This is a genomic window from Sphingomonas sp. TF3, from assembly GCF_003985085.1.
Lineage (GTDB): Bacteria > Pseudomonadota > Alphaproteobacteria > Sphingomonadales > Sphingomonadaceae > Sphingomonas.
On record NZ_RWKS01000001.1, the window covers coordinates 49,704 to 64,718 of the forward strand.

At 64.7% G+C, this 15,015-nt stretch carries 14 protein-coding genes; 12 read left to right on the forward strand and 2 right to left on the reverse strand.

The genetic code is table 11. From position 1 onward, the window contains the following. Positions 1-367: 367 nt before the first annotated feature. The 5 genes from EJC47_RS00245 (at position 368) to prpB (ending at position 4,465) form a co-directional block, all read left to right on the forward strand. Entirely contained in the window at positions 368-829 is a 462-nt protein-coding gene (locus tag EJC47_RS00245) for a LysR substrate-binding domain-containing protein (protein WP_126844994.1), read from the forward strand. 109 nt (positions 830-938) lie between these two features. Beyond that, the gene (locus EJC47_RS00250; RefSeq protein WP_260591420.1) at positions 939-1,538 is read left to right on the forward strand and encodes a VOC family protein; all 600 of its coding nucleotides are present in this window, start codon (positions 939-941) and stop codon (positions 1,536-1,538) included. A gap of 91 nt (positions 1,539-1,629) precedes the next feature. After that, on the forward strand, positions 1,630-2,502 hold the full coding sequence (locus tag EJC47_RS00255) for an IclR family transcriptional regulator (RefSeq protein ID WP_260591421.1): 873 nt from the start codon (positions 1,630-1,632) through the stop codon (positions 2,500-2,502). A 72-nt stretch (positions 2,503-2,574) separates the two neighbouring features. Then, positions 2,575-3,561, forward strand: a complete 987-nt coding sequence (locus EJC47_RS00260) for an MDR family oxidoreductase (RefSeq protein WP_126844996.1) — start codon at positions 2,575-2,577, stop codon at positions 3,559-3,561. A gap of 1 nt (position 3,562) precedes the next feature. Beyond that, a complete protein-coding gene (gene prpB, locus EJC47_RS00265) occupies positions 3,563-4,465 on the forward strand; it encodes a methylisocitrate lyase (RefSeq protein WP_126844997.1) in 903 nt (300 codons plus the stop codon). Positions 4,466-4,472: 7 nt separating this feature from the next. On the opposite strand, the gene EJC47_RS00270 is transcribed toward prpB, so the two are convergent. Continuing rightward, positions 4,473-5,333, reverse strand: coding sequence for an enoyl-CoA hydratase/isomerase family protein (locus EJC47_RS00270; protein WP_126844998.1), 861 nt, complete (start codon positions 5,331-5,333; stop codon positions 4,473-4,475). 103 nt (positions 5,334-5,436) lie between these two features. On the opposite strand from EJC47_RS00270, the gene EJC47_RS00275 reads away from it, so the two are divergent. The 6 genes from EJC47_RS00275 (at position 5,437) to EJC47_RS00300 (ending at position 12,175) form a co-directional block, all read left to right on the forward strand. Further along, positions 5,437-6,609, forward strand: coding sequence for an alpha/beta hydrolase (locus EJC47_RS00275; protein WP_126844999.1), 1,173 nt, complete (start codon positions 5,437-5,439; stop codon positions 6,607-6,609). Continuing rightward, a complete protein-coding gene (locus tag EJC47_RS00280; protein WP_185867502.1) occupies positions 6,606-7,145 on the forward strand; it encodes a VOC family protein in 540 nt (179 codons plus the stop codon). The genes EJC47_RS00275 and EJC47_RS00280 overlap by 4 nt, the downstream gene beginning before the upstream one ends. Before the next feature lie 7 nt (positions 7,146-7,152). After that, on the forward strand, positions 7,153-8,313 hold the full coding sequence (locus EJC47_RS00285) for a 2-methylaconitate cis-trans isomerase PrpF family protein (protein ID WP_126845000.1): 1,161 nt from the start codon (positions 7,153-7,155) through the stop codon (positions 8,311-8,313). A 10-nt stretch (positions 8,314-8,323) separates the two neighbouring features. Further along, a complete protein-coding gene (locus EJC47_RS00290) occupies positions 8,324-9,556 on the forward strand; it encodes a CaiB/BaiF CoA transferase family protein (RefSeq protein WP_126845001.1) in 1,233 nt (410 codons plus the stop codon). Between the two features lie 22 nt (positions 9,557-9,578). Further along, on the forward strand, positions 9,579-10,700 hold the full coding sequence (locus EJC47_RS00295; protein ID WP_126845002.1) for an alpha/beta hydrolase family protein: 1,122 nt from the start codon (positions 9,579-9,581) through the stop codon (positions 10,698-10,700). A gap of 119 nt (positions 10,701-10,819) precedes the next feature. Beyond that, positions 10,820-12,175, forward strand: a complete 1,356-nt coding sequence (locus tag EJC47_RS00300; protein ID WP_126845003.1) for an MFS transporter — start codon at positions 10,820-10,822, stop codon at positions 12,173-12,175. 15 nt (positions 12,176-12,190) lie between these two features. Here the strand turns inward: EJC47_RS00300 and EJC47_RS00305 are convergent, their stop codons facing one another. After that, a complete protein-coding gene (locus tag EJC47_RS00305) occupies positions 12,191-12,511 on the reverse strand; it encodes a 2Fe-2S iron-sulfur cluster-binding protein (protein ID WP_126845004.1) in 321 nt (106 codons plus the stop codon). Between the two features lie 321 nt (positions 12,512-12,832). Here EJC47_RS00305 and EJC47_RS00310 point away from each other — a divergent pair, with 321 nt between their 5' ends. Further along, the gene (locus tag EJC47_RS00310; protein ID WP_126845005.1) at positions 12,833-15,001 is read left to right on the forward strand and encodes a TonB-dependent receptor; all 2,169 of its coding nucleotides are present in this window, start codon (positions 12,833-12,835) and stop codon (positions 14,999-15,001) included. The last annotated feature ends 14 nt before the right edge of the window (positions 15,002-15,015 follow it).

Here is a 15,015-nt window from a genome sequence, read left to right on the forward strand (position 1 = left end):
CTTTTGAGTGTCGAAAGCAGGTCGTGGGTCGACTGTCAGCGCCCTCTGGGGCCTCCAATCCTTCCAAAATCACGAGGCCCTCACATCGGCCCCCGAATCGGTCGGATTAGGGCGAACGGATACGGAACGCCGCAAACCGACTCTGATTGATTTACCAGGATTTTCAGGATTTTGCGAGGGTTTAGAGCCGTCTCGGGCCTATAATGGTGCCCCATGCCCCACCCAAACGGGCACTCAGATCATTGGGAAATTTCAATCCAGCTGGAACGCTAACGATGGAGCGGACGAAGGGATTCGTTCGTTGCCGTCATTTTTGAGAGCGAAGGTGTAATGATCCTTCAGCCACAGCGTCGAGCGCAGGTGCCTTTTGCTGCTCGGGAGTGGCGCGGCAGGCCTGGCCCCGCAAATCACCACGGCGGAGCAACTCGAGCATGCGCGTATCATCGGTTACATCCCGGATATCCTGTACGCTCCCGAACTGTCGCATCTCGACGAGTTGCCGATCCGGGCGAAGCCGCAACTCCGATCGTCGAGCATCAACGCCCAGCACCGCATGATCGCGTCAGGCGCCGGTGCCGGCATCCTTCCGTGCTTCATCGGCGATATCGACCCGCAATTACCGCGCGTGCTGTGCGACCTGAGCATTACGCGAAGCTTCTGGCTGACGACCCATCGCGAAACCCATCCATTCCCTCAGGTGCGCCTCTTCATCAACTGGCTGGTCGATTTGACGTCGCGCCACCGCACATTGCTGATGGCCGATCTCGCCGCCTTGTCGGCGCACGGATCGCATTCCGGGCGTCGCGATCGGCATGCGGCAATCGACTAGCGTCCTGCCTGAATTACCGATAAAGCGACACGCAGTGATAATGTTTAATCGGTGAAGCGGACTCTTGCTCGTGCACGGTCCAACTCTCGGCTTCATGACGGAGGCTAAAGTGACGAGTAAGCAGGATATCCCGGTCGCCGGGCCGCCACGGATGCTGCACCACACGGCCTATGTCACGCACGACGTAACCGCCACCGTGGACTTCTATACGCGGGTGTTGCGCATGAAGTTGGTCAGCTCGGTGATCGACGATGCGGTTCCATCGACGGGCGACCCCTTCCCCTATATCCATCTGTTCTTCGAAATGGCCGACGGGTCGACGATCGCGTTTTTCGAATCGCTCGACCTGCCGCCCGCTCCGGCTCCGTCCCATCCCGCTTATGATATCTTCAATCATCTCGCGCTGGATGCCGGATCGGTGGCGGCCGTCGACGGCTGGGCCGAGCATCTGAGCTCACAGGGCATCGACTATATCGGCCCGGTGAAGCACGGGATCATCTATAGCATCTACTTCCGCGATCCCAACGGCTTCCGCCTGGAGCTGACCGCGGATGTGATCCCCGAATGGAAGCTGCACGGGGCGCAGGCGGCCGAGGATGTCGCCAAATGGCAGGAACTGAAACAGCGAAGCGCGCACGAGGGCAGCAGCGACAGTGCAATTGCGTGGATCAAGGAACGGCGCCTGTCGCGGCCCGGGGCGCACGACTGAGCCGCCGCCGGGCAGAGCCCTTCTCCGGACGGGCTTGGCTTTAGCCGGAGCCTTGCCCTAGCATCGGGTCTTCACAACGAGGTCAGCGCGTTTGCCCCCAGTTCCAGGACCCTTTCCCGGCGTTCCCGAGCCGGAGCTGCAATCCGCCGCATCGGGGGACGGGAAGCTCGGCATCCAGTCTCTCGAGATCGGCATGCGGCTAATGGCGGCCTTGATGGACCGCGCCTTCGACAGTCCGCCGCCGATGCTGAAGACGCTTGCCGCCAGCGCCGGGATGCCGCCCGCAAAGGCCCACCGCTACATGGTCAGCCTGATCCGATCGCAACTCGTCGAGCGCGATGAAGCGAGCGGCCGGTATAAATTGGGTCCGATGGCGCGGCTGATGGGGTTGCGCGCGATCCAGTCGATCGATGTCGTCCGCCTGGCGGGCTCGCGCCTGCCGCTGATTTGCGCCGATCTCGGATTTTCGGTGGCGGTGGCGATCTGGGCGCAGGACGGGCCGACGATCATCGCCGTCGAAGAGGCGCGCCGGCCGATCACGATCGGCACGCGCATCGGCGAAGTCATGCCGATCCTTAGCTCCGCCACCGGGCTTGTCTTCGGCGCCTGGTTGCCCAGGGCGCTCACGCGCAAGCTGATCGATCGCGATGCCGGCGCGGTGGCCGGCAAGGAAGCGGGCCACGCATCCTTCGAACGCGAAATCGACCAGCGCTTCGGCGATGTCGTCAGGGCCGGACTTGGCACGACCGAGGGCGGCCTCAATCCCACCGTCAATGCGCTTTCCGCGCCGATCTTCGACCATCGCGGCGTGCTGGTGGCGGCGCTTTCCACGCTCGGCCCCGCGGGCGAACTTGATGTCTCTCCCGACGGCGCCGTCGCGGTATCGCTGCGAAAATTCGCCGCGGAACTCTCCGCCGAGCTGGGCTTCACCGCGAAAATGAACAGCGCACCGCGCGGCGATTGAATTACGGATATTGCTATTCGAATGCGCTATTCGTAATTGAAGGCTTCAATACCAATTGAAGTCGAGGACCCGATGCCAACGTTCCGCGCGGTGATGATCGAAGAAGTGGATGGCAAGCAGGCGGCGCGGGAACGCGACCTGACGCTGGCCGATCTTCACGACCACGACGTTCTGGTCGAAGTCGGTTTTTCGAGCCTGAACTACAAGGACGGGCTGGCGGTACTCGGCAAGAAGATCGCCCGGCGCCTGCCGATGATCGCCGGGATCGACATCGCCGGCACCGTCGTCGAATCGCGATCGCCGCAATGGTCCGCGGGCGATAAGGTGGTCGTGAACGGCTGGGGCATGTCGGAAACCGAGCAGGGCGGATATACCCGCTACCAGCGCGTCAAGCCGGAATGGCTGGTCCGGCTGCCCGAAGCGCTTTCGCTGGAACAGGCCGCAGCGATCGGCACAGCCGGCTACACCGCTGCATTGTGCGTCGATGCGCTGGAGGATTGGGGCGTCGAAAAGGGCGGACGCGAAGTCCTGGTCACCGGCGCGGCGGGCGGCGTCGGATCGGTGGCGATCGCGCTGCTGGCCAAGGCCGGTTACCGCGTGACGGCGTCGACCGGGCGCGCCGAGACGCATGCCTATCTCTCCTCGCTGGGCGCCACCGCGTTCGTGACGCGCGCGGAATTGCAGGAGAAGGGGCCGCCGCTGGCGAAGGAACGCTGGGCGGGCGCAGTGGATTCGGTCGGCAGCACCACCCTCGCGACGGTCCTGTCGCAGACCGCTTATGGCGGCGCGGTCGCCGCGTGCGGGCTTGCCGGCGGCGTCGATCTTCCCGCCACCGTGCTTCCGCATATCCTGCGCGGTATAGCGTTGCTCGGCGTCGATTCGGTAATGGCCCCGCTCGCCAGGCGGAATCGCGCATGGCAGCGGCTGGCGCGCGATCTCGACCCCGCGCTTCTTGCCAGCATCACCACCGTCGAACCGATGAGCAGGCTCCCCGAACTCGCGCCGCAGATCCTGGCCGGCCAGACGCGGGGACGGATCGTGATCGACGTGACGCGCTGACATGGTGTCGCTGGTTGCCGCCGACCGGTCCGGAATTTCGGCGGGACGGCGATTCCGCGCGTTGCTGGAGCGGCCCGGCATCCTGCGCATGCCCGGCGTCTATAACGGGCTGTCGGCACTCCAGGGGAAGCGTGCCGGTTTCGAGGCTGCGTATCTGTCGGGCGCCGCGGTGTCGGCGGCAATGGGGCTCCCGGATCTCGGCATCACCACCATCGACGATCTGTGCTTCCACATCCGCCAGTGCTTCCACGCCGCCGATCTGCCGATGCTGGTCGATGGTGACACCGGCTTTGGCGGGGCGCTGAACGCCATGCACATGGTCCGCCGGTTCGAGGAGGCGGGCGCCGGGGCGGTGCAGATCGAGGATCAGGTGCTGCCCAAGAAGTGCGGGCATCTGAGCGACAAGAGGCTGGTCGACGCGCACGAGATGGCGGCGAAGATCGCCGCCGCCGCCCGCGCCCGCCGCGACATGGTGATCGTCGCGCGCACCGACGCGGTCGAAGAGGAGGGCGTTGATGCGGCGGTGGATCGCGCCAATCTCTATCTCGCGGCGGGGGCCGATGCGATCTTCCCCGAGGCGCTGCATGACGCCGGGATGTTCGCCGCCTTTGCGGCACGGGTGCAGGCACCGTTGCTGGCCAACATGACCGAGTTCGGCAAGACACCGTACTTCACTGCCGACGAGTTTGCCGAAATGGGCTTCCGGATGGTGATCTGGCCGGTCAGCGCGCTGCGCGTCGCCGCGCGCGCGCAGGAGGCGCTTTATGCGGCGCTGGCGCGGGACGGCAGCGCCGCGGCACAGCTGGATGCGATGCAGACGCGCGCCGAACTCTACGAAACGCTGGGCTATGGCCAATATGAGGAACTGGACGCGTCGATCGAGCGCTCGACGCTGCCTTCCTGATTAATACTCACGCGTCCGATGCCGGCAGCCACGGCGTGGAATATTGCCCGGCGCGGGCGGCCTTCAGTCCCGCCACCCCCTCCGCGCGGAGGATATCCTCGAAATATCTCCCATCCGGCGCCTTGGCGACCGAGCTCATCGTCTTTGTGATCGCATCTTGCGCGCGCCCGGCGACCCTGCCCGCCGCGCGGCCGCTGCTTTCGAGCACCGCTTCGATGCAGGCCTTGTTGAGGTGAAGCGCCTCGCGCGGCATCCGCGCCAGGCGTTCGGCAAGATCGACCGTGCGCGCCAGCAGCAACGCCTCGGTTTCGACCGCAAGCACCAGGCCGATGCGTTCGGCGCGCCAGGCATCGATCATCTCGCCGGTGAAGATAAGATATTTCGTCCACGCCGCGCCGATCACAGGAACGAGATCGGACGCGCCGGGATGGCCGATTCGCCCCTCGATCAATCCGAACCGCGCGGTATCGGCGGCGATGACGAAATCGCACTGCGCGACGAAGCCCATCGCAGTGCCCAGGCACAGGCCGTGGACTGCGGCGATCACCGGCTTGCGCACGCGCCGCACCACTTCGTTGAAGCGGACCACATTCTCGTTGAAGATCTGATTGTCGCGCGCGGTGTCGGGCATGCTCTTGCCACCGATCCGGCTGAGATCGCCGCCCGCGCAGAACGCGCTGCCGGCCGCGCGGATCAGCACGCAGCCGATCGCTTCGTCTTCGCTGGCAATAGTCAGCGCGCGCGCAATTTCGTCGCGGCTCGATCCCGGTCCCATGCCCAGCGCGTTCAATTTTTCCGGCCGATTCAGGATGATGTGGGCGACCTGGTTTTCCACCTCGTAGAGAATGTGCTCGTAACGCTCCGACATCAGTCGCTCCTTCGGCCGAGCCACGAGCTTGACACTCATGCCCTCGTCGCGCAATCTCCCATAGTTGCATTTGATTCAACAATACATAATCTAGGGAGAGAGCGTGCTCGAAGAATTGCTTCAGGCGATCCCGATCGAGGCCGGCACGACGCAATCGGGTCTCGAACTGCACTCGGGGATCGCGCGCCTCTATCCACGCGTGTACGGCAACCTCGTCCGCATCGCCGGATCGCGGGCGACGACGGGGATCATCATGGTCCATCCGATGTCGAACTTTCACGGGCACCATTTGCTGCAGCCGATTGCGACGTCGGGCATTCCGATCATCGGCCTGAACACGCGCTATGCGGGCAACGATGCCGTGGTCATCCTCGAGAATTGCCTGCTCGACATCGATGCTGCGATCCGCTGGGTGCGAGAGCGTCACGGCTGGCAGAAAGTGATCTTGTGCGGCTTTTCGGGCGGCGGGCCGCTGGTCTCGCTCTACCAGCGCCAGGCCGAGAACCCGACGATCACCGCCACTCCCGCAGGCGATCCGCCGGACTTTACCAAGACGCCGCTGGCCCCCGCCGACGCATTGCTGCTGATCGCGGCCAGCCCCTCGCGCAGCCAGCTCTATCAGGAATTCATCGATCCGTCGGTGATCGACGAGCAGGATCCGGATCGGCGAGACCCGGAATTCGATCTGTACGCCGCGTGCCGCGAACCGCCTTACGACCGCGCCTGGCTCGCCGAATACCGGCTGCGGCAAAAGGCCCGCCTCCAGCGCATCGAAGACTTCGTCGTCGCCGAACTGAAGCGCCTCACCGCAATGGGGATTCGCGACCGCGCCTTCATCACGCACCGCACGGTTGCCGACCCGCGCTTCCTCGATTTGACCATCGATCCGGACGATCGCGCCGTCGGCACGATCTGGGGCGATCCCCGGGCGGCGAACGAAGCCCCCGGCCCGATGGGGCGTTTTTCGACGCTGCGCAGCTGGCTCAGCACGTGGAGCCCGACCTATTCGAATGGCGACAGCCTGAAGAACCTGCCGCACGTATCGGTGCCGATCGGGATGATGCCGATGACGGCGGACCAGGGCACGATGATGGTGCACGGCCGTGCGATCCGCGATGCGGCTCCGGCGCATCTCGTCGATTTCTTCCCGCTCAAGGGCATGACGCATTATTTCCATGGCCAGCCCGAGGCTTTTGCGATGGCCGTCGAAGCGATCCAGTCGTGGATGGAGCGCTGGGGTCTCGAGCCCCGCGCACCGGAAGGCGGCCAGCCGTGAACGTGCCGAACCCGGTCCAGTCGCTCCACCATTTCGCCTATCGGTGCCGCAATGCCGAGGAGACGCGGCACTTCTACGAAGACATTCTCGGCATGCCGCTGGTCCACACCGTCTATCACGATCATGTCCCCTCGACGGGCGAGTATCACCCCTATTTCCACATCTTCTTCCAGATGCGCGATGGTGGCTGCCTGGCCTTTTTCGACCTGCTCGACGACACCGGATACGTGCCGGACCCGGAGACGCCGCTTTGGGTCAATCACCTGGCGATGAAGGTCTCTTCCCGCGAAGAGCTCTCGGCGGCGAAAGCGCGGCTGGAGGTGCACGAAATCGAAGTGCTCGGCATCGTCGATCACAAGATCTTCGATTCGATCTATTTCTTCGATCCGAACGGTATCCGCCTCGAATTGACCTATGACACGGCGAGCGCCGAGACGATCGCGCGGCTTGCCGCCGATGCCCATGCCGGGCTGGCGCAGCGCGATGCGAAGTTCGCCGAGCGTCAGGCGAAGCTCGCAGGCGAGGCGCGGCCTTGAGACGGGAATGACCGCGGGCATACTCTCGATACCCGCCGTGTTCATGCGCGGCGGCACCAGCAAGGGGCTGTTCTTCCACGCCCGCGATCTGCCGGAGAACCGGGAAGCGCGGGATGCCATCTTCCTGCGCGCGCTCGGCAGCCCGGACAGCTACGGCCGCCAGCTCGATGGCATGGGCGGCGGCCTGTCATCGCTTTCCAAAGCGGTGATCATCGGCCCGCCGACCCGCGAGGACGCCGATCTCGATTATATATTCGCGCAGGTCGCGGTCGATCGCCCGATGGTCGATTATGGCGGCACCTGCGGCAACCTCGCCTCCGCGGTCGCGCAATTCGCAGTGGACGAGGGGCTGATCGCCGCCGCCGGCGAAATGGCGGTCGTCCGCATCCACGCCGTCAACACCGGCAAGATCATCCGCGCCCACGTGCCCGTCCGCGGCGGCAGGGCACAGGTCGACGGCGCACTGGTGATACCGGGGATCAGCTTCGGCGGCGCGCCGATCCGGCTCGAATTCATCGATCCCGACGGAAGCCGCACCGGACGATTGCTGCCCGGAGGCGGGCCGGCGGAGTTCATCGACATCCCGGGCATCGGCGCGATCCGGGCCTCGCTCGTCGATGCCGCCAATCCCTGCGTCTTCGTTCGCGCCGCGGATCTGGGGCTGACCGGGGCGGAGCTGCCGGAAGAGCTGGACGCCGATCTCGCCGGCCGGGCCCTCCTCGAAGCGATCCGTGCGGCGGCAGGCGTTCGCATAGGCTTCGGCGTGACGCCGGAGGCGGTCAGCGAAGCGTCGCAATCGAGTCCCAAGATCGCGCTGGTCGCGCCTCCCCGTTCCATGCGCACGCTCGACGGCGCATCGCTGGATGCCGGGTCGCATGATCTTTGCGTGCGGATGATCTCGATGGGGCAGGCGCATCGCGCGGTCCCCCTCACCGGGGCATTGTGCGTCGCGGTCGCGGCCCGCATCCCCGGCACGGTCGTGTACGACATGCTCGCGGACAGTGCCCGCGGCCAGGGCGACCTTCGTCTCGGCACGGCTTCCGGCGTCGTGTCGGTGGCCGCCGAAATCGTTGCCGACGCCGGCGGTTTTCGGACGAACAGCGCAGTCGCCTATCGGACCGCACGCCGCCTGATGGAGGGCAATGTGCTGGTGCCAACCACAGCTTGAGGAGACAAGGATGACTTCGCCGCCGCCACTCGATGGCCTTCGCATCATCGACATGAGCTCGGTCGTGATGGGGCCGTTCGCCACCCAGATCCTCGGCGACCTCGGCGCCGACGTCATCAAAGTCGAGCCGCATCAGGGAGACACGACCCGGCATGTCACGCCGATGCGCGGCGAAAATATGGGCTGGGTGTTCCTCCATGCCAATCGCAACAAGCGCAGCATCGTGCTCGACTTGAAGGATCCGGCGGGCAAGGAAGCGCTGCTCAAGCTCGCCGAGGGGGTCGACGCGATCGTCACCAACGTGCGCACGCGCGCGCTCGACCGGCTCGGGCTCGGCTGGGAGACGCTGCAGGCACGCAACCCGCGGCTGATCCTGGTCAATCTGGTCGGTTACGGCGCCGGCGGCCCCTATGACGGGCGCCCGACCTATGAGGATCTGATCCAGGGCGTCACCGCGCTGCCGTCGATGCTGGTCCAGGCGGGCTCGGAAGAGCCGCATTATGTGCCGATGGCGATGAACGATCGCGCCGTCGGCGTATCGAGCGCGGTCGCCCTGCTAGCCGCGGTGATCCATCGCGAAAAGTCGGGCCGCGGACAGCAGATCGAAGTGCCGATGTTCGAGACGATGGCGCAATGGGTGCTGGGCGATCATATGGGCGGCAAGACGTTCGAGCCGCCGCTGGGACCCGCGGGCTACAAGCGCACGCTCACCAAGGAGCGCCGTCCCTACAAGACCAGAGACGGCCGCATCTGTTCGATCATCTATACCGACAAGCACTGGCGCACCTTCATGGAGCTGATTGGCCAGAGCGAGGTGTTTCGCACCGATCCGCGCTTCGCCAATATCGGCACCAGGACGGATCATGCGCATGACCTTTATGCTTATGTCTCGCAGGCGATGCAGGAGCGGACCAGCGCGGAATGGCTGGAGGTGCTGCTGGCGGCGGACATTCCGGTGACGCCGCTGCACGATCTCGACTCGCTGATCGAGGACGAGCATTTGATGGCGGTCGGCTATCTACCGGTCGTCGATCACCCGACCGAGGGCAAGGTGCGCCAAGTGCGGATACCGTCCACCTGGAGCGATTCCCAGCCGACGATCCGCCGCCAGCCGCCCGGCCTCGGCGAGCATAGCGTCGAGGTGCTGCGCGAAGCCGGGCTGAGCGAGCAGCAGATCGCGACATTGATCGAGCGCGGCGTGACGGTGCAGCCCGGCTACGCGCCCGACGAGGAGGCCGTGTGACCACGGCCCCGGCCCGTTTCGCGTGACCGAACGTCGTCACGTCGCATTGCCGATCCGGATCGGCGCGACGTTCGAGACCCAATCCGGGCTCCAGCTCAACGCCCCCCGCATCTACGGCATGCTCGCGGCGCCGGCCGGCGCGCGCGTCGCCGCCATCCTGATCCATCCCTCCAGCAGCATGATGAGCCACTATCTCATCGAGCCGCTCAGCGCCCGCGGACTGGCCGTGTTCGCGCTCAACACGCGCTATGCGGGCGGCGACCAGGTTTTGATCATGGAGAATGCGATCCAGGATCTCGGGGCCGGCGTTCGCTACCTTCGCGAACAGGGGTTCGAACGTGTCGTGCTGCTCGGCAATTCCGGCGGCGCGTCACTGACCGCTTTCTACCAGGCACAGGCCGAGCGGATCACCATCACCCATACGCCCGCCGGCGATCCGGTGGATCTGGTCGCGGAGGAGATGCCGCCCGCCGACGCGCTGGTCCTGCTGGCCGGGCATCCCGGCCGTTCGACGCTGATGACGACCTATATCGACGCCGCGGTGATCGACGAGGCAAATCCCGATGCAGGCGATCCCTCGCTGGACATTTACGCGCCGGGAAATCCGGCGCCGTTCTCCCGCGATTTCGTCGCGCGCGTCCGCGCCGCGCAGCGCGCCCGCAGCGAACGCATCACCGCCTGGGCCGCCGAGCGCCTGCGGACATTGCGCGCGCGGCCGGAGGGCGCCCGCGACGAAGCCTTTGTCGTGCACCGCACCTATGCCGATCCGCGCTTCGTCGATCTCGGACTCGATCCGAACGACCGTGCGCCCGGCGGCAATCGCGGCGACACGCCGCAACAGGCCAATCTCTCGGCGAACAATCTGGCGCGCTTCACCACCCTCACTTCGTGGCTCAGCCAATGGTCGCAGCTGTCGAGCGCGGACGGGCCCGACAATCTGGCGAGGACCAGCATTCCCGTCCTGCAACTCGAATATAGCGCCGACGCCGGCATCTTTCCCAGCGACGTGGCGCGCTGGAGCGCGGCGGGCGGCGCGCGAATTGAGAACCATCGCATCGTCGGCGCTTCGCACTATCTACACCGCCTTCCCCGGCAATTGGCGGAAGTGGCCAATCTCGTTGCGGAGTGGAGCAAGCCCGGCTGATGGCCGCGTCGCGCGGGTGGCTCGATCATCGGCAATTCCTATCGCCGAGAGCGCCGCAACCGACTTGCCCCTGCGCGCCATCGGGTTGCAGCATGCGTTCATAACATAAGGATGAGTGGATGACGGCGGCAGCAACCGAAGCGGGAGTGGAAAGCGCTCCCCCTGCAAAAGTCTCGGCGTTCCGCAGCGCCGCGTTGATCGCCGTTCTACTAACTTTTTGCATTTTCGCCGTGGTCGATCGCACCGTGATCGCGATGCTGGTCGATCCGATCAAGGATTCGCTCGGGCTCAGCGACACCCAGATCGGGTTGCTGATGGGGCTCGCTTACGCGCTGGCTTACGGTCTTGGCGGACTGCCGATGGGCTATCTCGTCGATCGCTATCCGCGAAAGTGGATCCTGTTCCTCGCAGTCATCCTGTGGGGCATGGCGGAAGCCGCATGCGGCTTCGCCACTGGCTTCGTCTGGCTGTTTCTGGCGCGCGCCGCGGTCGGCCTGTTCGAATCGCCGCTGCATCCCAGCGCCCATTCGATCATCGCCGACACGGTGCCGCGGCGGCGGCTGGCGACGGTGCTGTCGATCTATTCGATGGGAAACCTCATCGGCACCGGGCTCGCGCTGATGATCGGCGGCTGGATCGTCAATTCGCTGCTCCACCTCGATCACATTCGCGTGCCCCTGATCGGCGACATGGCGCCGTGGCAATTCGCTTTCCTGATCACCGGCGTGCCCGGGCTGTTTCTGGCATTGCTGATCCTCCCGTTCGCGGAGCCGTCGCGGCACATGTCGCACGGCCACGGCAAGGTCAGCTGGGCGGAGCTTTTCGGCTTCATTCGATCGCATTGGCAAGTCGTGCTCACGCTCAGCGTCGTGTTCGGCGGCATGAACATCGTCGTCGGCGGCATCATCAAATGGGCGCCCGCTTACATGTCGCGCCATTTCAAGATGAACCCGGCCGAATATGGCGTGGCGCTGGGCCTGTCGCAAAGCCTTCCCGCCATCGCCGGGCTCCTCGCCGCGGGCTGGATCATCGACCGCTGGTACGCCAGGGGCCGCAGGGATGCGCACCTCACTTATTATCTGTGGGTATTGATCGTCACGTCGCCCATCGTGTTCTTCGGATTGATGTCGAACAACATCGCGTTGTTTCTGGCGGCGATCGCGCTCGCCAAGGGCCTGACGGTCAATTTCCTCGGCATCGCCGCCGCCCAGGTGCAGATGATCTCACCGCCGCAGATGCGCGGGCGGCTGTCGGGCCTGTTCTTCCTGATGGTCGTGGCATTGCTGGGCACGACGTTCGGCGCATTGTTGCCGGCGGTCATCTCGGAGCAAATCTTGCACGATACCACGCGCATCGGTCACGGCATTGCGTTCACCCTGGCGATCTTCGCGCCGCTCGCGATCATCGCGATTCTGTGGGGCCGCAAATATGTCCGCGCCGCAGTCGAAGAGGCCGAACTGGCCACCGTCGCTTGATCGGCGGCGGCACTCTCACTCGGGGGCGATGGTAACCCTGATCCCGTCCAGTTCAGGCGTGAATGCCACCTGGCACGACAATCGCGAGGTCTCCTCGCGTTCGGCCGCGCCGTCGAGAAGGTCGATCTCGGCATCGGAGATGGCCGGAAGCCGCGGCATCCAGACGGGGTCGACGAGAACGTGGCAGGTGGCGCACGAACAGCAGCCGCCGCAAGTCGCCTCCAGCTCGTCGAAGCCGTTATCCCGGATGATTTCCATAAGCGAATAGCCCGAGGCGGCATCGGCCACCACTTTATGCTCGGATCCGTCTCGCGTAACGACCGTCAACTTCGCCATCAAACCTGCTTTCATGAATCGCCCGTCAAGGCATGCACGGAGGCTGGGTCCCATCCGCCGATTTCAAGTGCGATCGGATGGTTCGTAGGCAAATGGCAGAGAAAGTCTGTCCCCGTGGGGTGGTACGCGGTCGCGCCCGGCAGCGAACCCATCCTGCGGTCATAGACAAAACAGTTGACGGTTAGCGCGAGTGCCGTGTTGCCCGTTAGAGCGTACGAGCGGAATTTAGGCATTGCGCCCTGCATGCGCGTCCAACGGACGTCGGATTGACAAGGGCGCCAAAACAAAGCGCCCAGCGCATAAAAATTGGGGAGGATTCAAATGTCGAATCGTATTTTCACCAGCAGGATCGCACTCGCGGCGGCGCTGATCGCGCCGGGCGCCGCATGGGCTCAGGATGCCGCGCAGCCGGCGCCTCCCGCGCAGGCCCAAACCCAGGAGGACGACCAGACCGGCGTCGCGGATATCATCGTCACCGCGCAGCGCCGCGAAGAGCGCCTGCAGGACGTGCCGATCGCCGTCACCGCGGTCACCGGCGACAGCCTGGCCCGCTCGGGCGTGACCGACACCCGCCAATTGACTCAGTCGATGCCGTCGGTGGTGTTCAGCCGCGTCAATTCCAGCTTCCAGCCCTATATCCGCGGCGTCGGCACCCGAAACGCCAATATCGGCGATGAATCGAACGTGTCGCTCTATATCGACGGCGTCTATCAGCCGGTAATGTCGTCGCTCGGCTTCGACATCGTCAATGTCGAGCGTATCGAAGTGCTGCGCGGGCCGCAGGGCACGCTTTTCGGACGCAACTCGACCGGCGGTCTGATCAACATCATCACGCCCGATCCCACCGAACAGCTTTCGGGCCGCGTTGTCGGGCGCGTCGGCAGTTATGGCGAAAAGTCGCTGCAAGGCTATATCTCGACCGGCATCGTGCCCGGCGTCAGCATCGACCTGACCGGCAGCATCGCCGCCGATACCGGCTATATCAAGGATCTGGTCAACGGCGGCTATCGCGGCGATCGTTCCTCGGAAGTGGTCCGCGCCAAGATATTGATCGAACCGGCCACCAATTTCCGCGCGGTGCTGACCGGCAATTATACGCGCTACGCCGATTCCTCGTCGGTCAGCGAGCAACCCTTTCGCGGCAATTCGACCGGCGTTCGCGCACCCGCGCCGATCGTCCCGACTGGCCCCTGGGAGACGGCGATCGATACGCCGACGAATTCGAAGTCGAAGACCTATTCGGCATCGCTGCAGACGCGGCTGACCCTCGGCGGGGTCAATATCGAGACCATGTCCGCCTATATCGACAGCAAGGCGGTATCGATCACCGACAGCGACGCCACGACTAAGCCGATCGGTTCGGTGATCGCGCCGCAAAGCTCTTATTATATCGAGAACGAGATTCGCGCGCTTTCCACCGGCGAGGGCCCGTTCTCCTGGATCGTCGGCGCATTCCAGCTCTCGGGCAAGGGCTCGTTCGACGGGCTGGAGAGCTATGCCAACGGCGCGCTCTCGAGCCGCACGTTCACGCGGCAGGAAGTCGTCTCGTATGCGGCCTTCAGCGAAGGCACGCTGCGGTTCGGCCCGGTCTCGCTGATCGCCGGCGCCCGGTACAGCACCGAAAAGCGCAATTACGAAGCGCACACCGCGACGGTCACCTCGGTGCCCTTCCGCGAATCGAGCAACAACAAGGTGACGTACCGCTTCTCGGCCCAATACAAGTTCAGCCCGAGCGCGAACATCTACGCAAGCTACAGCCGCGGCTTCAAGAGCGGCGTCTATAACGGCTTCGCGACCACCGTTGCCGCCGCGTCGCCCACCCGTCCCGAGACGATCGACTCCTACGAAGTCGGCTTCAAGACGGATCCGCTCAACTGGCTGCGGATCAACGGCTCGCTGTTCCACTATGACTATACCGACATTCAGCAGTCGGCACGCGACCCGCTGACGACGCTGGTGCTGCTGTTCAACGCCGCGTCCGCCAAGGTCGACGGTGCCGAGCTCGAAGCCACCGTCCGCGTCAGCCGCGACTTCAACCTTCGCGGCTATGCCACTTATCTCCGCGCCAAATATGACAGCTTCCCGACTGCCCAGATCTTCCGTCCGCTCGGCAATGGCGGCAACAGCTCGATCGCGCCCTTTGATGCCTCGGGCAAGGACATGATCCGCGCACCGCGTGCGACCGTGGGCGTCAATTTCGACTGGTCGCACGATACCGACATCGGCACGTTCGGCCTGGCGGGAAACCTCTTCCACTCGGCCAAATATTATTGGGATTTCGAAAACCGGCTCACCCAGCCCGCTTACACCATGATCAACGGCGACATCTCGTTCTCGCCCGCCGGCATGGACAATTTGCGCCTCAGCATATTCGTGCGCAATCTCGCCAACGAAGTGGTGTATTCGCAAATGACGTCCACCGCGACGGCCGACAAGGCCGGGTTCGAACGCCCCCGGACCTTCGGTGCCTCGGCTTCCTTCAAGTTCTGAACCGGCAGTAAGAT

What these genes read in the sequence shown, in the direction of transcription:
- EJC47_RS00260 (WP_126844996.1), top strand. Translation starts at nt 2,575, where the DNA reads ATGCCAACGTTCCGCGCGGTGATGATCGAAGAAGTGGATGGCAAGCAG.
- prpB (WP_126844997.1), top strand. Translation starts at nt 3,563, where the DNA reads ATGGTGTCGCTGGTTGCCGCCGACCGGTCCGGAATTTCGGCGGGACGG.
- EJC47_RS00270 (WP_126844998.1), bottom strand. Translation starts at nt 5,333, where the DNA reads ATGTCGGAGCGTTACGAGCACATTCTCTACGAGGTGGAAAACCAGGTC.
- EJC47_RS00285 (WP_126845000.1), top strand. Translation starts at nt 7,153, where the DNA reads ATGACCGCGGGCATACTCTCGATACCCGCCGTGTTCATGCGCGGCGGC.
- EJC47_RS00290 (WP_126845001.1), top strand. Translation starts at nt 8,324, where the DNA reads ATGACTTCGCCGCCGCCACTCGATGGCCTTCGCATCATCGACATGAGC.
- EJC47_RS00300 (WP_126845003.1), top strand. Translation starts at nt 10,820, where the DNA reads ATGACGGCGGCAGCAACCGAAGCGGGAGTGGAAAGCGCTCCCCCTGCA.
- EJC47_RS00305 (WP_126845004.1), bottom strand. Translation starts at nt 12,511, where the DNA reads ATGGCGAAGTTGACGGTCGTTACGCGAGACGGATCCGAGCATAAAGTG.
- EJC47_RS00310 (WP_126845005.1), top strand. Translation starts at nt 12,833, where the DNA reads ATGTCGAATCGTATTTTCACCAGCAGGATCGCACTCGCGGCGGCGCTG.